At 42.1% G+C, this 23,470-nt stretch carries 20 protein-coding genes; 9 read left to right on the top strand and 11 right to left on the bottom strand.

Annotated features, from left to right (window positions below; genetic code table 11):
• Positions 1-187: 187 nt before the first annotated feature.
• Positions 188-1,942 carry a glycoside hydrolase family 13 protein gene (locus N0M92_RS00100; RefSeq protein WP_260283970.1) on the top strand — a complete coding sequence of 585 codons (1,755 nt, stop codon included), beginning with the start codon at positions 188-190 and terminating at the stop codon, positions 1,940-1,942.
• A gap of 44 nt (positions 1,943-1,986) precedes the next feature.
• Here the strand turns inward: N0M92_RS00100 and asnB are convergent, their stop codons facing one another.
• Positions 1,987-3,834, bottom strand: coding sequence for an asparagine synthase (glutamine-hydrolyzing) (gene asnB, locus N0M92_RS00095; protein WP_260283969.1), 1,848 nt, complete (start codon positions 3,832-3,834; stop codon positions 1,987-1,989).
• 285 nt (positions 3,835-4,119) lie between these two features.
• Between asnB and N0M92_RS00090 the strand changes: the two genes are divergently transcribed.
• Complete coding sequence (locus N0M92_RS00090; protein ID WP_076367203.1) at positions 4,120-4,686, top strand: DUF2777 domain-containing protein; 567 nt, start codon at positions 4,120-4,122, stop codon at positions 4,684-4,686.
• A gap of 57 nt (positions 4,687-4,743) precedes the next feature.
• Here the strand turns inward: N0M92_RS00090 and N0M92_RS00085 are convergent, their stop codons facing one another.
• The 4 genes from N0M92_RS00085 to N0M92_RS00070 form a co-directional block, all read right to left on the bottom strand.
• Complete coding sequence (locus N0M92_RS00085) at positions 4,744-5,088, bottom strand: YisL family protein (RefSeq protein ID WP_260283968.1); 345 nt, start codon at positions 5,086-5,088, stop codon at positions 4,744-4,746.
• Between the two features lie 134 nt (positions 5,089-5,222).
• A complete protein-coding gene (locus N0M92_RS00080; RefSeq protein ID WP_260283967.1) occupies positions 5,223-6,404 on the bottom strand; it encodes a DUF418 domain-containing protein in 1,182 nt (393 codons plus the stop codon).
• A gap of 41 nt (positions 6,405-6,445) precedes the next feature.
• Positions 6,446-7,720 carry an MFS transporter gene (locus N0M92_RS00075; protein WP_260283966.1) on the bottom strand — a complete coding sequence of 425 codons (1,275 nt, stop codon included), beginning with the start codon at positions 7,718-7,720 and terminating at the stop codon, positions 6,446-6,448.
• A gap of 262 nt (positions 7,721-7,982) precedes the next feature.
• Positions 7,983-9,575, bottom strand: coding sequence for a long-chain-fatty-acid--CoA ligase (locus tag N0M92_RS00070; RefSeq protein ID WP_260283965.1), 1,593 nt, complete (start codon positions 9,573-9,575; stop codon positions 7,983-7,985).
• A gap of 224 nt (positions 9,576-9,799) precedes the next feature.
• Here N0M92_RS00070 and N0M92_RS00065 point away from each other — a divergent pair, with 224 nt between their 5' ends.
• From N0M92_RS00065 to N0M92_RS00040, 6 genes are all read left to right on the top strand, one after another.
• The gene (locus N0M92_RS00065; protein ID WP_260283964.1) at positions 9,800-10,021 is read left to right on the top strand and encodes a spore germination protein; all 222 of its coding nucleotides are present in this window, start codon (positions 9,800-9,802) and stop codon (positions 10,019-10,021) included.
• 22 nt (positions 10,022-10,043) lie between these two features.
• On the top strand, positions 10,044-10,256 hold the full coding sequence (locus N0M92_RS00060; protein ID WP_260283963.1) for a spore germination protein GerPB: 213 nt from the start codon (positions 10,044-10,046) through the stop codon (positions 10,254-10,256).
• A 76-nt stretch (positions 10,257-10,332) separates the two neighbouring features.
• Positions 10,333-10,944: a spore germination protein GerPC gene (gerPC, locus tag N0M92_RS00055; RefSeq protein WP_260283962.1), complete on the top strand. Its 612-nt coding sequence runs from the start codon at positions 10,333-10,335 to the stop codon at positions 10,942-10,944.
• On the top strand, positions 10,934-11,113 hold the full coding sequence (locus N0M92_RS00050; protein WP_260283961.1) for a spore gernimation protein GerPD: 180 nt from the start codon (positions 10,934-10,936) through the stop codon (positions 11,111-11,113). The genes gerPC and N0M92_RS00050 overlap by 11 nt, the downstream gene beginning before the upstream one ends.
• 17 nt (positions 11,114-11,130) lie before the next feature.
• Positions 11,131-11,526 (top strand): spore germination protein GerPE, encoded by a 396-nt coding sequence (locus N0M92_RS00045; RefSeq protein WP_260283960.1) that lies wholly within the window; start codon positions 11,131-11,133, stop codon positions 11,524-11,526.
• A 22-nt stretch (positions 11,527-11,548) separates the two neighbouring features.
• Positions 11,549-11,767 carry a spore germination protein gene (locus N0M92_RS00040; RefSeq protein WP_260283959.1) on the top strand — a complete coding sequence of 73 codons (219 nt, stop codon included), beginning with the start codon at positions 11,549-11,551 and terminating at the stop codon, positions 11,765-11,767.
• A 45-nt stretch (positions 11,768-11,812) separates the two neighbouring features.
• On the opposite strand, the gene trpB is transcribed toward N0M92_RS00040, so the two are convergent.
• The 5 genes from trpB to N0M92_RS00015 all read right to left on the bottom strand — a co-directional run bounded on the left by trpB (position 11,813) and on the right by N0M92_RS00015 (position 21,730).
• The gene (trpB, locus tag N0M92_RS00035) at positions 11,813-12,976 is read right to left on the bottom strand and encodes a tryptophan synthase subunit beta (protein WP_397443784.1); all 1,164 of its coding nucleotides are present in this window, start codon (positions 12,974-12,976) and stop codon (positions 11,813-11,815) included.
• Positions 12,977-13,103: 127 nt separating this feature from the next.
• A complete protein-coding gene (addA, locus tag N0M92_RS00030; RefSeq protein WP_260283957.1) occupies positions 13,104-16,838 on the bottom strand; it encodes a helicase-exonuclease AddAB subunit AddA in 3,735 nt (1,244 codons plus the stop codon).
• Positions 16,831-20,328 carry a helicase-exonuclease AddAB subunit AddB gene (gene addB / locus N0M92_RS00025; protein ID WP_260283956.1) on the bottom strand — a complete coding sequence of 1,166 codons (3,498 nt, stop codon included), beginning with the start codon at positions 20,326-20,328 and terminating at the stop codon, positions 16,831-16,833. Before addB ends, addA begins: the two co-directional genes overlap by 8 nt.
• 190 nt (positions 20,329-20,518) lie before the next feature.
• Entirely contained in the window at positions 20,519-21,082 is a 564-nt protein-coding gene (gene lepB / locus N0M92_RS00020; RefSeq protein ID WP_260283955.1) for a signal peptidase I, read from the bottom strand.
• Between the two features lie 33 nt (positions 21,083-21,115).
• The gene (locus N0M92_RS00015) at positions 21,116-21,730 is read right to left on the bottom strand and encodes a TVP38/TMEM64 family protein (protein WP_260283954.1); all 615 of its coding nucleotides are present in this window, start codon (positions 21,728-21,730) and stop codon (positions 21,116-21,118) included.
• A 290-nt stretch (positions 21,731-22,020) separates the two neighbouring features.
• Between N0M92_RS00015 and N0M92_RS00010 the strand changes: the two genes are divergently transcribed.
• Positions 22,021-22,392, top strand: a complete 372-nt coding sequence (locus N0M92_RS00010; RefSeq protein ID WP_192203659.1) for a hypothetical protein — start codon at positions 22,021-22,023, stop codon at positions 22,390-22,392.
• Positions 22,393-23,270: 878 nt separating this feature from the next.
• On the opposite strand, the gene N0M92_RS00005 is transcribed toward N0M92_RS00010, so the two are convergent.
• On the bottom strand, positions 23,271-23,470 hold a 200-nt coding region (locus N0M92_RS00005; RefSeq protein ID WP_260283953.1), incomplete at its 5' end, for a hypothetical protein.

Below are 23,470 nucleotides of genomic sequence, written 5' to 3'. Positions count from 1 at the left end.
TAGTGATGAACACTTTTTGTTATTTTTTAGTTAATAAGTGCTTCTTTCAATTGAAATCGGGTATATAACCATATTGAAAAACACTTAGCCTGGCTCAGTGCAACTTCATGGTGCCCCCCCTCATAAACAGCCGGAAGGTTTCCTTTTTCACATCCCCAAATACATATAGAATTGGAGTGGTTTTGTAATGGAATTTTCATCCATACACCATAGACCTAATGACAATTACGGCTATACCATCAACACTGAAACCCTACATATCCGCCTACGTACGAAAAAACAAGATATCTCCTCAGCTGGATTGATCTTTGGGGATCCATACATTTCAGATAATGATGGTCAGTGGCAGTACCAAGAACTTCCCATGAGTTTATCAGGCAGCGATAACCGTTATGATTATTGGCATATCTATGTGAAGCCTCCCTACCGAAGAATTCGATATGGGTTCAAAGTATCCTCGGAAGATGAATGTGCCATTTACACGGAAAAAGGCTTCTTTAAAGAACCCCCCCGAGATCCCGGAAGCTATTTCGCGATTCCCTATCTACATCAAAATGAAGTTTTCGGGGCACCGAAATGGGTCAAAGATACAATTTGGTATCAAATTTTCCCTGAACGATTCGCGAACGGAAACCCCGACAATGATCCGGAAGGTGTGATACCCTGGGGAAGTGAAGAACCGGCCGTGGATAATTTTTTTGGCGGGGACTTCGAAGGAATCATTGAACATTTGGATTACCTTGAGAATCTCGGCATCAACGGAATTTATTTCACGCCAATCTTCCATGCCTACTCCAATCATAAATACGATACAATTGATTACCGGAGTATCGATCCGCAATTTGGAACGAAGGAAACATTGAAAACACTAATAACCGAATGCCACAAACGGAATATCCGGGTCATGCTTGATGCCGTTTTTAACCATAGCGGCTACTACTTCCCCCCTTTTCAGGATTTACTCGAAAAAGGGGAGAAATCGAAATATAAGGATTGGTTCCACCCGCACAGCTTTCCTCTTAAGGGAGGGGAAAGACCCAATTATGAAACATTCGGTTTTTTTGAATCGATGCCAAAATTGAACACTGCGAATCCGGAGGTGAAAGAATATCTGCTCGAAGTCTCGGCTTATTGGATTAAGGAGTTCGATATAGACGCCTGGAGGCTCGATGTGGCAAATGAAGTCGATCAGCCATTCTGGCGTGAATTTCGAACAACGGTTAAAAATATAAAGCCTGACGTTTATATTCTTGGGGAAATTTGGCATGACTCGATGCCATGGCTTCGCGGCGATCAGTTCGATGCTGTCATGAATTACCCGTTTACCAACCAAGTTTTTCGCTTGGTCGCTTCACAAACCATCAATGCACGCGAGTTCACGGAAGAAATGACAGCCATCTATCACAGTTATCCTACCAATGTTTTTGACGTGACATTCAATCTTCTTGGAAGCCATGATACACCGCGGATTTTCACGGATTGCGAGGAAGATCTAGCTCGTGCCAAGCTCATCCACGCAATTCTCTTGACATTCAATGGCAGCCCTTGTATATACTATGGAGATGAAATCGGCTTAACCGGAGGCATGGATCCAGGGTGCCGAAAATGCATGGTCTGGGAAGAAGAAAAACAAAATACCGAGCTTTTCAATGAAATTAAGACATTGATTCTCTTGCGAAAAGAAGAAAGATTACTTGCCAATGATGGAAAGTTCAAATTCCTTGATACAGCCGGTAACGAAAATATCGTGGCCTACCAAAAGTATAATGGGGAACGTTCTGTCGTGATCCTCATTAATCCGACGGATGTCCAGCAATCCTTTACCCTTCCTTTTGATTTGAAAGGACGTACACTAACCGATTTAAGAACAAAAGAAACCACACAGGAAGGTAAATTTGAATTGGGTGGTTATCAATATAAAATTCTCTCATTCAATTATTGAGGCAATGAAAACGGGGCAAATGAAAATCATCCGCCCCGTTTTTTTCAATCGATTATTTGGATATCATATTCTTTGAACCATACATGGGTTTGTGCCAAGTGAGCGAGCAACTGTGGTCCTGACATCAATTGCCCGAACCACGGCACTTTAAAAGCGGCACCCTTGGAATCTACTATATCGGTTAGCTTCTTTTTATCGAAAAACTCGTGCAGGACCGAGTTTTTATCCGTAAGTAAGTCTTGCAACCACGCCTGCACACGGTCTGTATATAAAGGGTTGTGGGTTTTTGGATATGGACTTTTTTTACGATACAATACCTCATCAGGTAACAGCCCCTCCAACGCTTTCCTTAGAATACCCTTTTCACGGTTGCCTTCCATTTTCATTTCCCAAGGAATGTTCCATGCATATTCAACAAGGCGATGGTCGGCAAATGGCACGCGCACCTCTAAACTTGCACCCATACTCATCCGGTCCTTCCGGTCAAGGAGCGTCGTCATGAACCATAATAAGTTCATATAGAAAAGCTCTCTCCGTTTTGCTGCCACACCGCTTTCCCCTTCCAATTTAGGCGTTTCGGCAAGGGTGGTCAAATAAGCTTCCTGCGCATATTCCTCCAGCTTCAATTTCTCACGCCATTCCGTTTTTAATAAAGATGCCCGATCCCCGGTCGATCTCATCCATGGAAAACCAGCACGATTCAAATCATCCTCACGATGAAACCAAGGATAACCTCCAAAAATTTCGTCCGCACATTCGCCGGATAGGCCTACGACAAAATCCCGCTTGATTTCCTTACAAAACCAAAGTAAAGAAGAATCGACATCCGCCATGCCCGGGAGGTCCTTTACAAGGACAGCTTCCGTTAAATAATCCGTCAACTGCTCTTGAGTGATGATCGATGAATGGTGAACCGTGTTAAAGGTATCCGACATCTTTTTAATCCAATACCCATCAGAGTTAGGCTGAAAATCATTTGCCTTAAAATAGCGCTCATTATCTTCATAATCAATGGAATACGTATGAAGCTGGCCTTTTCCTTCTTTTTGATAGGCGTTAGCCGCAATGGCTGTTATCGCGCTTGAGTCAAGCCCTCCCGATAAGAAGGTACAAAGAGGAACATCTGATACAAGTTGCCGTGTGACTGCATCTTCGACAAGGAAGCGAACCTTATCGGCCGTCTCATCAAGAGTATCCCGATGTTCTTCGCTTTTCACATTCCAATATCTCCAAATCCGGAGGCCTTTCCTTGATAAGGTAAGCGCATGGGCAGGCCTTAATTCCTGGATATTATGAAATACGCCTGAGCCTGGCTTTCGGGACGGACCAACACCAAAAACTTCTGACAACCCTTCGCGGTCAATCTCCGTTTTAACATCCGGATGGGCCAGGATGGCCTTAAGCTCCGATCCGAAAATGAACCCGCCATCCCTTTCCGCGTAAAAGAATGGTTTTACCCCCATGCGATCTCTTCCAACGAATAATTTCTGTTCCTTTTCATCCCAAATCGCAAATGCAAAAATCCCATTGAACAAGTCAATGCATTTTTCTTTCCATTCCATATAAGAAGTTAGTAAAACTTCTGTATCAGAATGACCGTTAAAGGAATATCCTTTTAATAATAGCTGTTTACGAATATCCTCGGTGTTATATAGCTCACCATTATAACAAAGTGTATATCTGCCGTTTTCGTGATTTTTCGTCATCGGCTGTTTTCCGCCTTCCGCATCGACAACCGTTAACCGTTTATGACCAAAGGCAGCATGGGCTTCGCTCCAAACATTTTCTTCGTCTGGCCCCCGCTTTGCCAACGTTTTTGTCATGTTTTCCACTGTTTTCGTTTTTGTCCGTAAATCTTTTTGAAAATGCACCCAGCCTGTTATCCCACACATTTTACACTTCATCCTTTCTATCCGGACCAACAAAAATATATTGGCTCCCTGTCTTAAAAAAGATTTACAGTCCCTAAGTATCGATCAGCAATTCCGTAGGACTACCCTGCCCACATCGCCCGGCGTTGTTAATGAATTGTTGAGCAAAGCATCCCTTGTTTAAACATAGCCTATGCAAAGACGGAAAGATGGTTATTTGTCCATAATATTTTAAAATATACAGTTATATTTTCATTGGATTTTGACTAAAAAGTAGGTGAGGATTCCACTATTGGAGGTATATGTATGAGTCAGCAACAACGAATCAAGTTAATGAACAGGCAAACAAGAGCTTTTACCGAAGGAACAGTGGAAAATATCAATCAACAATGGATTTTTTTCGATGATGAAACAGATGAGGCCTGCTCCATTGAAGACCACGTTGATAGCATCATTGAAGTGTACAGGGGTGGGCGCTGGCAGCAAGGAGTAGTTGAAGAAGAGGGGAAAATCCTGCTTCACCGGGAAATCACCTTCTTAAGGGAAAATGAGCCCATTCGGATACGCAAAAAACTGCTCTACTCTTTTGAACGTTTATTGGAAGAATTGAACGATGATTCCTTTTTCCAATTTGTAACGACATTGAATTCACTTGATTTTTCTATTTATGATTGTATATATAGTTATAACCAGCTCACCTTTTTAAGGGCCGTCCCTAACCAGTCCGGCGTTAATTTCTTCACCTTTGATAACGAGAGCCAAATATGCCTCGTCCAACACCACTTTTCTTATGGGAAAAAGGATCACGATCGTTTTGAATTCACCCTGAACACTGGAAAAAGGATCGTCATTGAGAAAGTGAATTCACAATAATGGGTAAAAGAAAACGGGTAAATGAGATATCCTCATTTACCCGTTTTCAATTCTGCATTAAAAAAAGTCCATTCCTTGTGGCAGCGAAAGCCCTAAATAAAGGACGAATACAAACGCTACGATGAACAATATCCACATGGCACTTGTGCTTTTCCCTTTTTTCGTACGGACCAGCACCATCTCCATCGCCGCAATCACGATGATTCCAACAATCATTTTTACTGCGTAAGCACCAAAATCAGTGATCAGCATACCGCCAGTCAGGAAAATCAATAGATAGAACAACCGTGTTATCATATGTAGCATTTTCGCTTTCGGATTTCCACCTTTAAGCATCGAATATGTGACAAAGAAAAGAATGATTCCGATAACCCAAGCCGTAATATGCATATGTGTAGTCATTGTTTTGCCCCCTCGTTCAGTTTCCATTTCATCATATCATAGGCTTTTACAAAAAAACAAAACTAAGGATCTACCTGAATGGGTAAAAACCAACAATTTAATGAACATTATTTACTTATATTCTTAATAGGTCCCTATCTGCGCATAACCGGCTTTTTACCATATGTAACCAAACGCCATATATATTCAACCGGTCCGTATTTAAACAGCCCCATCCACATTAAGGAAAGCAGAATTTGCAGGCAAAACAGGGCTATTAAGAAAACAAATCCTGTCGTATAAGAGACGGATCCATATAAACCAAGTCCATATGAATAAAAAATGGCCGTACTTACCATCGATTGGAACAAGTAATTGCTCATCGACATCCTTCCGATATACGAAAGCGGGTGTAAGAGGCGGAAAGCCCCTGCCTGTTCCGCCAAAAGCGCAATTGCCGTGATATAAAAAATCGTAAGTAATGGTCCTCCCAAATAATCTTGCACGAATATCGTACCAAAATGGTAAACCGTCACATATGGCAGAATCTTAATTGACATGCCCAATAGCAAGCTTACAATCGAAATCATTTTCAATTGTCGTTTATATTGGGTTGGATTTTGGAGAATTCCTAGTTTTGCAACGCCTGCACCAATTAAAAAAAACGGAAAAATCGATAAAAAAAGGATAATGGCATTATAAGGGTTGTTCACCATATACCAATCCAGTGCCCTTTGACTCATTATCTCCGTAAATGTACCAGTTTGATAAACTTCCAAAGACTGTTTCATCATCGCCGAATCAGTCGTTATTGCCATCCCTTCCCTATCAAAAATGCCCAATATAAGAAATAGTGAACCCAATATCGCAAAAGGCAGGACATAACAAACAGAGCCTAGCAGAATTAAATTCCTGCCCTTCATTTTATAAAAAAATAAAAAGGCAAACCCAAATACAGCATAATTAATGAGGATGTCCCCATGCCAAATGAAAAAGGCATGAATGCACCCAAGTATCAGCAGGAAACTTAGCCTTTTCATATATAGTAAAGGAAATGAAATGCCCTTTTCTTCAGTCCTTACAGCTAGTATGATTGCCCCGAAACCGAACAGAAAGGCGAATAACGGATAAAAGCTGGCCTGTGCGACAATATCACTGAATCTGTACAAAATCCTGTCCCATCCCCCTGACCACCGCTCTTCACCATCTATGTACAAGAGCGGAGAGTGGAAAGAAGGCATATTCACTAAAAAAATACCTAAAATGGCTAATCCACGTAAAACATCGATGCTTACGATCCGTTTATTTTCCTGCAATGGCACCATTGTGCCCTTCATAGGGTACCCCCCCTTTCATCCATAGGGATTTAACATCTTTTCTATAACTCCATTGCACTATCTTTAACTTTCGTGACCGCTTTTTGCTTTTTTATCAGTATGACAAACAAGCTGCCCAATAAGCAAAAGATTCCTGCAAGGAAGAATGCCCATGTATAGGAATTGAATATTTTGAAGATAAGCCCTCCACCGTACGCCGCCACAGCTGCCCCCACCTGATGGGCCGCGAATATCCAGCCGTATACAATCCCGCTTTTCTCCATGCCAAAGACTTGCCTTGAAATACTTATGGTCGGAGGAACGGTGGCGATCCAATCCAAGCCATAAAAAACGGAGAAGATGATCAATAGACCGATTGAGCCCTCATTTAACGCAAAAGGAAGTAAAACCAGGGAAGCACCCCTTAGAGCATAATACCAAAACAACAGCCAACGGTTATCAAAGCGATCTGATAACCACCCGGATACAGTCGTACCAATCAAATCAAAAATTCCCATGAAAGATAGCAGTGATGCTGCCGTAACAACAGGTAAACCAAAACTAATGCAGTAAGAAATGAAATGTGTGCCGATCAACCCGCTCGTTGAAAGTCCGCATATAAAAAAGCTCCCTGCCAATAACCAGAATTCCTTCACTCTCACTGCTTCAATCAATGACTGAAAAGCCATGGCGATGGGGTTCTTCTTTTGGACTATAACTGCCTCCTGACTTTCCTCTTCTAATCCATATGGAAGAGTGCCAACTTCCATCGGACTGTTTTTCATGAATAAAAGGATGATTGCCAGCATGATCAAGCTAAGGATCAATATTAATCCGATCGCCCATCTCCATGAATAATTCTCAATGATGATGGCTAAAACCGGAAGTAAAATGAGCTGGCCTGTGGCTGTACTTGCCGTCAGTATCCCGACCGCCAGCCCCCGCCTCTTCTCGAACCAACGATTTGCCACATATGGGCTCAAGACCGTTAAAAACACTCCAGAACCCAATCCAATGATGATTCCCCAAATTAAAATGAGCTGCCACTCATGCTCCATGAAAAAAGTGAGGAAAATCCCTGCCAATAAAGTGGACATGGCCAATACCATCATTTTCTTCAATCCAAGCACTTCAATTAGAGCGGCCATGAATGGACCCGATAATCCATAAAGAAAAAGACTTATGGCGAAGGCTAAAGAAATGACGGACCGGTCCCACCCGAACTCACTTTCAAATGGTACGATGAATACTCCCGATGATGACCTAACGATTCCCGCTACAATAATCGAGAAGAAGGTTATGATTAAAATAACCCAGCTATAATGAATACGTTTCAATGCTCTCTCCCCCACAATCCAAAACTCATAAAATCAACATGATGAAAAATAAAAATCGAAATAATTTGAAATATTTTATAATAGTAACACTTTATCGTTAAACAGGAAGCTTTTTATCGAAACAAATTCCAATTCCAGTGCTCCTAAAATGACCGTCCTTATCCAACAATGGCATGCGTTACTTTTCCTGGCTTAATATGAAACCGAAATTTAAAGGGGAACAGAAAAAACGCTGATCATTTCTGAACAGCGTTAGCGAGCTTCAATTAACGAATCTGCCAATTTTCCCCTTAGATTCCCAGTAATCATTACGGAGATGGATTTTTTGTATTTTCCCTGATGCCGTTTTTGGGAGTTCATCGACGAACGACACACTGGTAACTGATTTGAAATGAGCTAGTTTTTCTCGTGTAAAGGTCCTTATATCATCCTCCGTTAATTTCACGCCCGTTTTTGGCACAATGAAGGCATGCGGCGTCTCTCCCCACTTTTCATGCGGAACGGCAATGACTGCCGCCTCTAGAATGTCAGGATGTTCGTAGAGTATTCCTTCCACTTCTATCGAAGAGATATTTTCTCCGCCACTAATGATGATATCCTTTTTGCGGTCAACGATATCAACATTGCCATTTTCATCGATTGTGGCCATATCCCCTGTATGCAGCCATCCATTTATCAGTGTCTGTCTTGTCGCTTCTTCATTTTTCCAATAACCTAACATCACTCCATGACTGCGGACGATGAGCTCCCCGATATCCACGCCATCATGGGCCACTTCCTCACCATTGTCATGAATGACCTTTACCTCACTGCCTATGATGGGATATCCGGCTTTCGCCTTCATTCTGTATTTTTCTTTTTCCGAAAGATCATCGAATTCAGAACGAATCAGCGATATCAGACTAACCGGTGTTGATTCAGTCATTCCGTAAATTTGAATGAATTCCCAGCCTAACTCTTTTTCCACCCTTGTAACGAATGCAGGAGGCGGTGCGGAACCCGCAACGACGATCCGGATATCCTGCTCGATATTCGGAACATTCCGTTCATAATATTGAAACAGGGAATTTAGAACAGTTGGTGCCATATGCATTATGGAAACCTTATGTTTTTGCAATGCATCAAATATCATTTCAGGGCTGGTTTTCCTCAAACAAACTTGAGTGGCACCATTTGCCGTATAATAAAATGGGGCACCCCACCCATTCACATGGAACATCGGAAGTACATGCAAATATGTATCGCGGTCATTGACCCTGAAATGATGCATCGCACCCAGGGCATGTAAATAGTTATTGCGATGAGTCAGCATCACCCCTTTGGGATTTCCTGTGGTCCCGCTAGTATAAAGGAGACTCGAAACATCATTTTCATCCACGGACTCCCGGTTGAAGCACTTGTTATCATAACGTTCCAGCCAATGGTTGTAATCGGTTTCATTTATCTCTTCATTTTTATAATGAACGATTATGTGCTCCACCGATTCAAGTTCATCCTTGACAGGGGAAATTAGATGATACAATTCTTGATCTACGAAAAGGACCTTTGACTCGCTATGGTTCAAAATGAATACATAATCGGCAGGCTTCAAACGGATATTCAATGGAACGATTACTGCCCCAAGCTGAAAGACCCCATAAAAGCCTTCAAGCATTTCAATTGAGTTAGGCGCCAAATATGCCACCTTATCACCCTTTTTGACTCCAAGGTCCCTTAAACCATTCGAAAGCTGGTTTACACGGCCGTTCAACTCTAAGTAGGATAAAACCTTGTCATCTCCAATGATGGCTTTCTTATCGCCATATAGTAAGGCTGCTCGATCTAAGAAATGCGATAATACTAATGGTACATTCATTTCCTCACCCCTTGTTTTATTTAAAAATTCCGAATTAATAAACATTTTACCATATCTGTTCCCGTTCATCCAATGACATCCCCACCTGTTATACAACAATAAATTGATAGGCAGATGAATCACATCAATCTTGAGTTTACATACAATACATTGATACTCCCTTCAGTGTAGGCTCATCGCCTAAGATTTAAGGGGAAAACCAGAATAAAAAAAGGGTGATTTTCTTGCCGGCCATCGTAGGAATCGTTCAAGTCATCAATGCCAGTAACAGTGGAATTGTCCATATTGGTGACGTCTTTAAAATTAGTCCATATTCCATTGCGAAAACTTTTTCGGGTGCTGGCTCGTTTAATACAGGTGAATCCATATCACTATATAATGCCTATAGCACCACAAATACAAATGATACAGATGGTATTGATCAGCCACTGGTCTTAAATCTCTAATGTTTTTAAGAAAGGAGTCAGCATGATCTTCAATATTCACCAGACCATACAAATCAATATGATAAAAATTCAAAGCATCGCCAATTCATCCGTTTTTCAAATAGGAAGTGCCGGGGTGATTAAACCATATTCCACATTAGCCAATACCGGTGGATTCACTGAGCCTGCTCCCGGAGTTGCAGCTGATGTAACCCCAATATCCAGTTTCGTCCCATTTAATCGTCCTAATTCATAGGCATTCACCTACCTTCAACTTTTTCATATACTGTCTTATATAAAATTAACTTTTTTTGAAGGTGAGGTGTTGAATCGTGAATCAGGATCTATATTCGTACTCCATACAAATGCAGTGTTTTCTTGAAGCCCAGGATAAACGGATCATGAAACTTGAACACGAACTCAAACGCCTGACAGATGAACTTGCCGAACTAAAAAACAAACCGCCAATCCATGTAGATAAAATTGAATATAAATTCGATCAGTTAAAGGTCGAATCTTTAGATGGAACGTTGAATATCGGTTTAAATCCCAATGATCTAAACAACATTGATGAATTTGCCGTTAACAACCAACCCGTTCCACCTGCACCGAACCTATTTCCAGGCAGAGAAATCGTTGTCCAAGAAATTCACAACGATATACTTTCAGACTTGGAAAATATGATCCACGATGTGGAAGACCAGGTAAAAGTATCATTGGAACCCTCTTATCATGACTTCATTAAGCAGGACGTCGAACGCCAGCTTCATCAACGAATCAATATGTATTTCGATAATCTTAATTATGCGGAACGTGCACCGGAGCAACGGGATAATATCAAGGAAAAAATCAGGGAAAAGGTAAAATCCGATATTCAAGCTGCATTATTTCAATTCATTACCCATTCACAAGCCGAGACAGGAGGAAATCCAAATGGAGTTTAATGTAATCAATCACCAGCTTTGCGTAGGTGAAATTAAAGTTATCGGTGTAGCAAGCTCTGCTTTATTTCTAATAGGGGATGTGCAAACGGTCCAACTATCTTCCGCATTCGATACACCTCCGGAATCCCTTATCATCGGACCAGTCGTCCCATTTGCTCCAAAAGGATAAAAGAGATGTTTTCAAGAATGTCCAAAGTAAAGTCTATATCTACCCAGACAATTCTTTTTTGCTCCACCATGCAGATTGGAGACTGTTCTTATATTGACGGAAAATCATTTGCCTTGGCAGACCAGAAGAAAAGCGAAACTTTCGATTCAGTGGATGTTTACTTCGAAGACTATGACATTTTTAAAAAACCAATTTATATCCCTAGATTGAATGAACCCGTCATATCAAGATTTTCAAATCCGAATCCCTTTATTCGTGTTGGCAACGTCCACATAATCGGGATATCATCTTCATCTGTTGTCGGTGTGGGGAATGTCGGTCATATACGTATGGAATCCAGAGTGAAACACATTCGGGAGATTTCTAAAAAACCCGAAGAGACACCAATTGGGGATTCAACCACCACCGCTTAAATTTTAAAAGGAGGGAATTCATATGCCAGCTATTGTCGGTCCAGTCCAAATATTCAATATCGCGGAAGGAAACCTGCTATTCGGGGATGCAGCCGTCATTTCGCCAAAATCTTCGAGCAAAACTGTCACCGGATCTGGTTCATCTAACACAGCTGCCATCGTTTTTACGGCCAATGGCCTGAATGGTAGTAATGTCCTTGATGTCAATGGGGTCGACCAGCCCATTACAGGGAATAATTAGTCTAAGAAAAAGCCTCCCCTTTCCAGGGAGGCTTTTAAATTCGGCCTATTTTTCTAACATGTTAAATACTTGCTCGACATCTTTGTCTCCCCTGCCTGATAAATTGACGATCAGTATATCATCTCTTGTTAACTCTTTTGCGAGCTTCATGGCGTGGCCTAGAGCATGTGAACTTTCGAGAGCTGGAATGATTCCCTCTGCTTTGGATACTACCTGAAAAGCCTCAAGAGCTTCTTCCCCTTTAACCGTTACATACTCCGCCCGTCCGCTATCTTTCAAAAAACTGTGCTCGGGTCCTACACTTGGGTAATCCAATCCGGCTGCTATGGAAAATGTCGGTTTTGGTTCCCCTTGTTCGTCCACTAACGTCAAACTTTTGAATCCGTGCAATACTGCCGGGACACCTTGCGAAATACTTGGTGCTTCACTTGGCTCTACACCAATTAAACGGACATTTTCTTCATCGATATAATGAGCAAAAGCACCAATTGCATTACTTCCCCCTCCTGCACAAGCAATGATGGCAGTTGGCAGCTTTCCTTCCTTTTCAAGGATCTGGCGCTTTGATTCTTCACTTATGATTGATTGAAAATGCTTAACGATCGTTGGATATGGATGTGGTCCCACTGCTGAACCAAGCAAGTAAAAAGTATTCTCATAGTTTTGCACCAAATCATTCAATGCCTCATCAACGGCATCCTTCAATCGTCCCTGTCCCTTTTCGACCGCTACGACCTTTGCCCCCAACAATTCCATCCGAAAAACATTCAATGCCTGCCTCTCCGTATCCAGCTTACCCATATAGATCACACACTCCATGCCAAACATCGCACATGCAGTAGCAGTAGCCACACCATGCTGCCCAGCGCCCGTTTCTGCGATGATTCGTTTAGCACCCATCCGTTTAGCAAGCAGGATCTGTCCAATCGCATTATTAATTTTGTGAGCACCTGTATGATTCAGATCCTCACGCTTCAAATATATTTTTGCCCCGCCAACCTTTTTCGTTAAATTCTTTGCAAGTGTTAACGGGTTTTCACGTCCGACATATTCTTTCAGATAATATTGAAACTCTTCAATGAATTCCGGGTCATCCTTATATTTCAGGAATTCCGTTTCCAAAGTATCCATAACTTCCTGAAGCTCACCCGGTACGAAGCTTCCACCGAACTCACCAAAGTATCCCTTGCTCTTGATCTCACTCGTCATACTCATCTCTACTCCTTTAAAAAGGTTTTTTCTCCACTAGTATATAGTAAGCATTTATGCCTTTTCAAACTATTCTGTTTATTCAACCAAAAAGAAGCGTCCCACATCAATGGGACACTCCTTCTCTTTATACTTCCAATATATGCGAGCCATCAAAGAAAAACAAGTAACGGCCGGTTACCTTCTTATTCATTATCCCTTCAACAGCCCGCGTATAAAGCTGAAGCTGCATCCGGTATCTATCGGCAAGAATCTCTTTAGCCCCTTCATACCCGCTAGCAAAACGGCCGGTAATGGTATCCGTTTTATAATCGAGGAGCACAAGACCTTGTTCATCCTCAAAGATACAATCAATCACACCTTGAATAAGGATCTCCTCATCTCCAGCTGCCCAATCGCTGTAAGCTTCCTTTGCAGGCAACGACATCGTAAATGGCACTTCACGGCGAATGTTCCCGGCCCTCTGCATTCTTTGCCCGATTTCAGTGTCAAAGAAATCGACGATCGTCTCAGGGTCCACAGCTTCTTTCTGTTCCTCCGTCAACAACTCACGTTGAATCAAATCAACGATCAGTTCCTGAATCGAATGAATGGTAATCTCTTTAGATAGATCGATATGCTGCATGACTAAATGTGTAATCGTACCCCTTTCAGCAGGAGTCAGTGACTTTTCTTGCATGAAAGTCGGCCGCTTCGTGATAGGTCGTTTAAATTTACGCAACAACTCTGTGGAGCTTTGCTCGTCCTTGAGTTCATATTGCCTTTTTAGTTCTGAAACGGATTGCTTGGAACGATACACCGTTGCATCATGTCCGGGGTACTCCCATTCCAGCTGTTCCTTGATATCATCATAAAACTCGGAAGTAATACCGACCTTCTCCGATTTCTGGACATGATCAAGCATTTGCTCTTGAACCAGTGCCTCTTCCTCATCCAGAACAGCAAGCTCTTCACTTGGAATGACGGAAATGGACCAATTCGATGGATGCGACTCCATTTCCAAGCCAAGACCAGCACCACCAAGAGAATCCCGATGCCGGACAAGGGATGGACCAATCCAATCAAGATAACTTTTTGCACCTGCCCGGACATAGTCCTTCAAAAGCCACTCTCCATGTGCCGCATTGCTTTCCCAGTTCTGCTGCGTTTTTTCAGCATCATTGATACTGGCAATCAAATATAGCTTTTCCTTAGCCCTTGTAAGCGCCACGTAGAGGACACGCATCTCCTCGGCAATTAATTCAAGCTGCTTTTTTTTCTTGAAAGCCAATTGAGGGAGGGATGGAAAAGTGATCCGTAATTCGGAATTCACATACTTTGCCGCAAAGCCATAATCCTTATCCAGTAAATAGGACTTTCGTAAATCCATCATATTGAATTGCTTGGAAAGGCCGGCAATGAACACAATCGGGAACTCAAGCCCCTTTGAGGAGTGAATCGTCATCAGCCGGACCACATCTTCCTGTTCCCCTAAAGCCCGAGCTGCGCCTAAATCATCCCCACGCTCTTGCATCCTTTCTATAAATCGCAAGAAACGGAACAGACCGCGGAAAGAACTTGCTTCATATTGCCTCGCCCTGTCATACAGCGCTCTTAAATTGGCCTGACGCTGTTTGCCACCCGGCATCCCACCTGCAAAATCATAAAACTGCGTTTCGCGGTATAGTAGCCAAATCAAATCCGATAGTGCTTCCTGCCTGGCAAGCTTCCTCCACTTCACGAGTTTTTTATAAAAAGCAGAGGCTTTTTCATAAAGCCCCGGATGTTCTTCCGGGTCACTCTTCCTGTAAAAATCAGCTAGCGCTTCGTAATAACTTCCTGTATGGATTAAACGCACCTGTGACATCTCTTCTTCATCCAGCCCGACGATAGGTGAACGGAGAACGGATGCCAATGGGATATCCTGTTGCGGGTTATCTATCACCTTCAATAAGGAAATCATGATGGCCACTTCGGTCGCTTCAAAATACCCTGTCGATAAATTGGCATATACCGGAATGCCCTGCTTCTTAAATTCCTCCATGATTTGCGGTGCCCATGGCATCGAACGAAGAAGAATGACCATGTCACGATAAGTGGCAGATCGGTACTTTTTGGTTTTCGTATCATATATCCGATGCTTTTCGCTTATAGCTTTTTTGATGAGCTTGGCCATCTGCCTTGCTTCAAGTTGTGCTTTTTCAAGCTCCTCGGCTTCAAACCCGCCATCCGATCCTTCCGTTTCCAAATGAGCTTCCGGATCGGCTGTTCCATCGATTAAATGAAGTTCAATCGGATTTGGATCTTCTTCGGGATATGGAGCACCTTTTTTCAATTGGGCATCTTCATCATAATCAATCTCACCGACTGTAATGCCCATCAACTGTTGAAACAGAAAATTAGTCCCATCGAGAACTTCCTTACGGCTCCGGAAATTGCGGTTTAAATCAATTTTCAGTCCGGAATCGACACCATCATGGGTAAAACGTTTGTATTTTCCAAGGAAGAGATTCGGTTCCGCAAGCCTGAACCGGTAAATGGACTGCTTGACATCGCCTACCATGAAAAGATTCCCATTATATTCGCCATCAGCCGTCACCAGCTTTAAGATGGATTCCTGGACAAGGTTCGTATCCTGATACTCATCTACGAGTACCTCTTTGAACTGGTTCCTGTATTCTACGGCTGCGGCTGAAGGTTTTCGTTCACCATCCACAGTTTCCCCTGTCAAAATTTGAAGACAATAATGTTCCAAATCGGCGAAATCCACCAAGTTCTTTTCTGCTTTTGCAGCAAAAAATCGATCGTCAAACTGTTTAACAAGCATTACAAGTGTATCGACATAGCCCTTTAGCTCCCTGATATCCCGCAGATAGCTTTCCGGTTTACGGGAAAATAACTCTTCCTGTAACGATTTGATGATCTTCTTCGCCTTATCACGATACTTGGTAGCCTCATCCGTAACTTCTTTGATGAAATCTCCACCAGTAAGGCGTTTTGCCGTACCAAATTTCACATTTTGGATTTCTTCATAAAGAGCGTTCCAGGATTGGTCCTTCACTTCCGAAAGTTTAGCAACCAGGGCTAGATCAGCTATATAGTTTTCAGCCCTTGGTGCCGGTCCCCCAGGGATTTTTGTCAACGCAAGCGAGCGTTCCAATAAGTCCCTGGAAGTGGCCAATTGCAAGCCAATATCGAACTTCAATGAATCGATAAACGAAAGGTCGTCAATCCCATCATCATCTGCCAACTCATACATGCTAGCAGCACCATCGAGCCAGCGTGCCGGATCTGGATTCGATTGCGAAAAATCATGCAGCGATCGAACGATATTCTGAAGCGCATCATCGTTTCGATCGCTTGTGAAGGCATCAACCAAATTAAAGAACTCTTCATTATCACTTTGGCCATACTGCTCCTCGAAAAGCTCTTCCATCACTTCATCACGGAGCAGCTGTATCTCAGTAGAATCTGCAATCCGGAAGCCCGGGTCGATATCCGTCAGATAATAATACTTCCTGATCACCTCTAAACAAAAGGAATGAAGTGTGGAAATCGAAGCACGATTAATCAAGCTCAACTGCTTACGCAAATGCTGTGAATGCGGATTATCATTGATCGCTTTTTCCAATGCCTCACTTACCCGATGGCGCATTTCGGCAGCCGAGGCATTGGTGAATGTAACGACGAGCAGTTCATCAACATCGATTGGATCTTCTTCGGAAATGACTTTTTGAATAATCCGATTGACCAGCACCGCTGTTTTCCCTGAACCTGCTGCGGCTGCAACCAGAATGTCCTGATCTTTAGCCCATATCGCCTTCCATTGATCTTGCGTCCAAGTCACATCTCCTGGCAGAGCAGGAATTTTCGTTTTACTCATCGTTCTCTCCCTCCCCCCTTAATAGCTCAAGAACGTCATTTTGTTTCTTCTGTGCCAAATTCCTGAATTGGTTTTCCTCCAGTGACTGGTCGAATTGGCAAACAGATTTAAAGGAACAGAAGGTACACGGTGTTTTTTCCTTTAATTTATATGGCGTTATATCCACATCACCATCGACCATTCGATCACCAGCTTCCTGATAAATACGGCGCACATGATGATTCAGAAGCGAAAACTCTTCCCTGCTGGCAACTTTGGAAGCCGCAAGGAGGGATCCGTCCTTTTTAAATCCAGCTGGAATGATATCCGACTTACCCGAATTTTCAATATCAAGCGAGGTATCCATCATCTGAATGACATTTGAATGATCTAGTACAAGTCCATTCATTTTAAAACTTTTATAAATTTCTTCTTCAATTTTATCCAAACTGAGCATTCCCTTTGATTTGACAACGGGATTATGCACATGAAAATACAAAACGCCGGCTGGAATCGCTTCTTTTCCTATTAGCGACTTGGAATGGGTGACGACGATATCTAGGTATGTCAACATTTGCAGTGCGAGTCCATAATACACTTCACTCATGTTCAGTTCCTTTTCACTCGACTTATAATCGAGCACACGCAAATAGACACCCTCATCTTCTTCCGCTTTATCCACCCGGTCGATCCGCCCGATCAATTCCATCTTCGTACCGTTTTTCAACGTGAAAGAAAGTGGGGGAAGCTCGCCATTTTTTCCGAATCCAAGTTCTAATCCGACTGGGGCAAAACCGCTCACCTTTGCATGTTCACTTAATACGATAGAGGCCCGTCCAATCACATGTTCCAGTTTCCTGCGTAGATAGTGATGGCGGTTCGTACTTAACAAAATCTGATTTTGGAGTTTAGGAGCAAGTCTCTCCACAGCAATTCTGGCAAGCTCCAAGCATTGTTCCGGGGTCAATGCAGACCAAGGAATATCATGTTCTTTTAAATAATCGGAAATCATTTTCAACGCGCCATGGAACATCTCGCCTATATCCGGAGCATCCAAACGGAAAATTTGCCGTTCCCGCAATTTCAAGCCATGAGCGGCATAATGGGAAAACGGGCAGCTATTGAACATTTCCATCCGGGATACACTTGTAAGAATGCTCTCACCGTATAATTGCTTACTTGTTTCTCCAGATAATTTCTTTGTTCTATTTTGATAAAAAAGGCTCGATAAAACCTTAGTTGCTGAGGGACCGGCCGTTTCATCATCCATAATGGCATTATATACATCCCACCACAGTGAATGGATTGGATAGTTCCTTTTTTTCAGCTGCAATTGGGCAGCCAGGTACGATAGGGCCACATCATGATTTGCAGCATATTTCACCTGTTCCTCAGCAGGGAGATCGGACGGATCGTTCATATAATACACATCGGACACGTTGGGCAATACGTCCCTTACCCGTTTCAAATAGGATGAGGGTAAAAGTGCCTTCCCTTCCTCATCGGCAAGCGGATATGATAAACAAAGGGTCTCGGCAGGCGTAGTAAATGCTTTGTACGCTGTAAACTCCTCATCAAGCAGGCGCACTTTTGAACTTGGGGCAACATCAAGTCCACCAGCCAGCAGCACCTCACGATCACTATCTGAAAATATCCCATCAGATACAGCTTTTCCTGGCAAAACCCCTTCGTTCAGGCCGATAACAAAAGCTGTCTTCACATCATCCAGGCGTGATAAATCTAGATTGGCAACCAATACTTGGTCAATTGCCGGAGGTACCAAAGAAAATTCCAGAGACTCCAGACCAGCTTCAATGATAACTGCAAACTGTTTCAGGGAAAGCTCTTCCCCGCTCAGCAGTTCAACGAATTGGTCCAATAGGTCGACAACTGCATTCCATGTTTGCTCATGCTCTCTTGCCGATACCAGATCACCTGCTTCTTCTGCCTCTTGTTTCAGCTTTTCCAATTTTTCCGGTACATGCAATTCTTCCAGGTATAGATAAAGGGCTTCACACAATTCCCTGCCATTAACAGCCTTTTTAACACGTTTTGAGAGCTTCAAGATGGGCTCGGTAAATAATTGCTTCAGCTCATTCAACTCTTGCTCAAGCTGCATTTCCTTATCCGTTTGATTCCGGTCCTCTAGTTCCAGTCCGCGGAAGCGCCGGTAGGTCCAACGATCTTTGGACGTCCACCTGCTTCCTTTAATGCCACGGGCCAGCACATAGTTTTCCAGCTTATCTACCTGTTCGCGTATTCTATCATGGTTATTTTGCAGTGGAAATAGAAGCTCCGTCTTGATCGCACGAAATACCGGCTCATAACGCCAATAGCCATTGATGATCTCCAAAGTGGAACGAATCAGTTCAATCAGAGGATGATTCAGCATCGTCCGTTTGGAATCGACGAACAAGGGAATTTGATAATCCCGAAAAACAGTTTGTAAAATATCTGCGTACGCTTCTCCATTCCGGACTAAAATCGCAATATCACTGAAACGGTGCTGTTTCTGTCTGACCAGCGACAAGATGTCCCTGGCAACTCCTTCAATCTCGGCTCTGCGGTTAACTGCCTGGGCAATCGTTACATCAGGCGACTGCTCAAACGCTTTGGCAGGTCTAATGGCAAAATAAGTTTCCAGATGATTCAGTCCCGGGTTCTTTCCAAATCTTTCCGTCCCTTTTAAGATCCGATCTTCTGAAATCGGTATGCCATTCCTCAATCCAGCTTGATAAAGGTGATGATATAGATTTCCCGTTTGCCTGAACAACTGCAAATCATCCGGAGCATATTGTCTATAGGGCTGATCTAACGTCAGCGAGATCGTTACACTCCTGCACAACTTGATCATTTCTTCCACAATCAATAATTCCTGTGGAGTCAAACTATAAAAACCATCGATATATATATCCGCTTCCCTTATATAGGAAGAATCAGCCATTTTCTCGATCAGTAAAGTGAAGTAGTCCTCGGAATCCAAATATTTGTTAACCATTTCATCCTCAAATGCCTGATAGACCAATTCAAGATCATGCAGTTTATCCTGAATGCCGCTGCCGGCCTGTGAGGTTTCGGCCAAATAGTTTTGAATGTCATCAGGTTGGATGCAATACTGCTTGAACTCAGCCAGCATTAGCTCCATCTGCGCAATGAACCCCTGCTTATCAGCAGAACGACGAAACATCTTTAATTCTTCCTTTTTATCATCCATGATCTTCCGTATCAACATATTAACGCCAACGCTGTCCAAATGCAGCCGGCTCATCCCCCCGGTCTCCTGAAGAACGCGCCAAGCAAGCCTGCTAAAACTAAAAACCTGTGTCCGGATCATTCCGGCAAGGCCTGGTGTTTTAATTAATTTATATTCAGATAGAAACGTCATCTGATCAGGAACAAGGTAGATAATTGGATTTCCTTCGGGATCTTCTGCCAATTTGGAGCGAATTTCGTCCAATATATTCGAAGTTTTCCCTGCACCCGATCTTCCCAGTAAAAAACGGAGTGACATCTCTTTTTCCCCCTTACAACATAATATCTAGATCCATCATACCAGAAATACTTTAGTAACCATGACTAGGTTTCTGTTTCCAATTAGAATTACTTTCTATTATTTTAACGTTTCCCCTGAAAAAACACCAATCGTACGTTCGTGTTTTTCCCCAAAAGAAAAAGCCCACATAATTTTTGGGCTTCTACGATCATTCACCTGTAAATTTATAATTGAATTCTTTGACCGGCCAATATCGAACATCCACTTTACCGACAACATTTTCAACCGGTATATAACCAAAGTGACGGCTGTCAGCACTTTCAAGACGATTATCACCCATGACAAAAAGCTTGCCCTCGGGAACTTTGGTCACATCCGTCAATTCTTTTAATGTAAAATCACCCGTAAAATCCTGTCCCGGGAAACCTTCCTTGAATTTCTGAAGATAAGGCTCATCCACTTTCTTACCATTTACGTAAAGCCAATCATCTTTATAACGAATTTGGTCACCTGCAACCCCTATAACTCGCTTAACATAATCTTCTTGTGAGTTCGCATGAAAAACAATAATGTCAAAACGGTTGATATCATGAATATGGTAATTGATTTTATTCACGACAAGTTTATTTCCATCTTCTAGGGTCGGCTGCATCGACTTCCCTTCAACATCATAGCTTGAAAAGAGAAATGTACGGATCAAGATGTAAATAACAAAAGCTATCATCGCTGGTTTTATCCAATCGGATAAAGAATTCTTGTTTGTTTTTTCCATCTAGTTCAACCCCTACTGCATTTATATACTAATTTATTGTCCCTCTTCCCTCTTCATGCTTTTATTTAACCGGACTTCAAGTCTTTTCCCCACATACCATAGGATAAAGATGACAATCCCGATAATGATCGTACGCACAGGTTTATGAATTAAGGATACTAGATCGTAACCTACGAAGCTGATCGTAAAGATCATTACCGCTTTCCCTCCCACTACTGCAAGTCCATATTGCAAGGGACTGACTTTTGAAAGTCCTGCCACGATATTAACGATAGCCGAAGGTGTAAAAGGGAAGCAGAGCAATATGAACAAAGGTCCGAATCCATGGCTTTCCACCCAAACCATCAACCTCTGCACCTGTTTATGCTTTTGCAAAAATCGAAAAAATCTCATTTGACCATATCTTCTAATAATCCAAAAGATCAAATAAGAGCCCGCTACCGCTCCAATCCAAGAAAATAAAAAGCCCCACCAGAGACCAAAAGCCGTTGCGTTAGCTAGCACGAACACCACTAAAGGCAAAAAGGGCAAAAAAGCTTCCAGCATCGGCAGCAAGATCCCAGGAATTGGACCGAATGAGCGATATTGCTGAATAAGTGCAGATATATGATCAAGTGTAAACCACTCGCGTATAGTATCCAAATCCATAATTATCTCCCTCGACATGCTGCTATCAAAGCAGCATAAACTTATTAAAAACTGTTTATTTTAGATATATCACTTTCCCCTGAAATTGCAAGAATTATTACCCATATACCTTCATACTTTCCCTAACTCCGGAAAACATAATCTTGTTAACGAATATTTCTAGATTTATCAAAACCGCTTGCATATACACTGAAAATACATTAGGATAAAAAAACAGAACAAATGTTCTTTTTCCTGCATGGTATACATACTAATATTAAAAGCCGTGCTATTAGAAAGGAGCGGTCATGATGACCCGCATTCCAGAAGATGACCGTAATATGATTGAAAAAGCCATCTACCTCCCTATGGTTATAACAGTCTTAAACCGGGATCTCAAGGTCATCGAAATTAGTCCATTTAAATTAAAAAGGCCCTATTCGGAGCTAGTCGAACATATTTTAAAAGTGGTTCAAGACGAACTTGCCGAGGTAAGGCGATATTTGCGCAAGGAGAATATTAAGGTTAGTGAAATCAAACGCGATGAATCCTTCACGATGTATTGTTTTTTATATAAAGGATACGAGGAACATCATAATTATTTCAATCCCCGCCTGCGCAACAAAACCGAAGAGTTGTTATGTTCTTACTTTTTCGAAAAAAAACACCGTTCAAGGAATTAGCGGGTTACAGGCATCACCACTATATGTTTGTGAAATATGGGTGTTTGGAGCATTTCGGGAAGGATACAGATGCCCTTCGTTGTAAGTAACATTCACCTGTATGAATATTCCATAATCAAAATATAATTGGCTAGTACAAACATTAGCGCCATGAAATATCATTTTTCTATCAAGGCATAACTTATGTAATCAAAGTGCATATATCTTTAACATTTTAGTTTTGAGAACCTTTAAATCAAAGTTATTTACATGTTCCTTGGCAAAGGTAGGAGTGGTGTTTCCACCCTCATCAAACCAAGGACACTCCCATATTGATGAGAAAGTTAGGAAACAGTTATATTGAAAGAGGTGCTTGGACAAAATCAATGCTAAAGTAACCAATGTCATTACCTGCCGTGTATCTCATCACTCACGATTTGCACTGAACGATTTCTAAGGACACATTCCTTAACGAATAATAGGCCGGTCGGGCTCGTCTGTTCATAATTAGTCATTTTAATTACCTATACGCCTATTATAACCATTCGCCAACACTATCATTTTAGAGTCCGTATAACGTTTTTTGCAAAAGATTGTTAATTGCATATCCATACCTATATCTACTAGTAACGATCTCTTGATATAAAACATATAAATCAAAAAAGAACTTTCAGGAAAAAAATAAGAACCTTTCGCGAATAGTTTGTGAAATATTGAACAAAATTGTTGTTGCATCGTGGGTGTCTATATATTATGTATTAAGAAATAATCATCAACAAACTTATACCCCCATTGTTTAATCGTAAAAAAATTTCCCCAATCCCTTATTTCTCATAAAAACCATGCAATGTTTTATTTGCATGGTTTAATTTGTAGCCAAAAGGGTTTGTATCTAAATTTTAAAACAAAGTTGATTGGAACGAAAGCTGCGAGACTCCTGCGGGAAAAGCGTGTCCAAGGGAAACCCCACAGGCGAAAAGAGCGCCGAGGAGGCTCCCGGGACCGCCCGCTGAAAGCGAGTGCCTGGAGTGGAAATCAACATTTAAATTGTACAAACTAAAAAAGCAGTAGACAAACTCATCAACATTCTCTGTAATAA

The sequence above is a fragment of the Peribacillus aracenensis genome, assembly GCF_025175645.1.
Classification (GTDB): Bacteria; Bacillota; Bacilli; order Bacillales; family DSM-1321; genus Peribacillus; species Peribacillus aracenensis.
Note: the sequence above shows the minus strand (reverse complement) of the source record. Positions and strands in the feature narration are given on the sequence as shown.

Coding starts and splice junctions, on each gene's coding strand:
- addB (WP_260283956.1), bottom strand. CDS start 20,328: ATGTCACTCCGTTTTTTACTGGGAAGATCGGGTGCAGGGAAAACTTCG.
- N0M92_RS00060 (WP_260283963.1), top strand. CDS start 10,044: ATGATCTTCAATATTCACCAGACCATACAAATCAATATGATAAAAATT.
- N0M92_RS00100 (WP_260283970.1), top strand. CDS start 188: ATGGAATTTTCATCCATACACCATAGACCTAATGACAATTACGGCTAT.
- N0M92_RS00070 (WP_260283965.1), bottom strand. CDS start 9,575: ATGAATGTACCATTAGTATTATCGCATTTCTTAGATCGAGCAGCCTTA.
- N0M92_RS00010 (WP_192203659.1), top strand. CDS start 22,021: ATGACCCGCATTCCAGAAGATGACCGTAATATGATTGAAAAAGCCATC.
- N0M92_RS00015 (WP_260283954.1), bottom strand. CDS start 21,730: ATGGATTTGGATACTATACGCGAGTGGTTTACACTTGATCATATATCT.
- addA (WP_260283957.1), bottom strand. CDS start 16,838: ATGAGTAAAACGAAAATTCCTGCTCTGCCAGGAGATGTGACTTGGACG.
- lepB (WP_260283955.1), bottom strand. CDS start 21,082: ATGGAAAAAACAAACAAGAATTCTTTATCCGATTGGATAAAACCAGCG.
- N0M92_RS00080 (WP_260283967.1), bottom strand. CDS start 6,404: ATGAAGGGCACAATGGTGCCATTGCAGGAAAATAAACGGATCGTAAGC.
- N0M92_RS00085 (WP_260283968.1), bottom strand. CDS start 5,088: ATGACTACACATATGCATATTACGGCTTGGGTTATCGGAATCATTCTT.
- asnB (WP_260283969.1), bottom strand. CDS start 3,834: ATGTGTGGGATAACAGGCTGGGTGCATTTTCAAAAAGATTTACGGACA.
- N0M92_RS00050 (WP_260283961.1), top strand. CDS start 10,934: ATGGAGTTTAATGTAATCAATCACCAGCTTTGCGTAGGTGAAATTAAA.
- trpB (WP_397443784.1), bottom strand. CDS start 12,976: ATGACGAGTGAGATCAAGAGCAAGGGATACTTTGGTGAGTTCGGTGGA.
- N0M92_RS00040 (WP_260283959.1), top strand. CDS start 11,549: ATGCCAGCTATTGTCGGTCCAGTCCAAATATTCAATATCGCGGAAGGA.
- N0M92_RS00090 (WP_076367203.1), top strand. CDS start 4,120: ATGAGTCAGCAACAACGAATCAAGTTAATGAACAGGCAAACAAGAGCT.
- N0M92_RS00045 (WP_260283960.1), top strand. CDS start 11,131: ATGTCCAAAGTAAAGTCTATATCTACCCAGACAATTCTTTTTTGCTCC.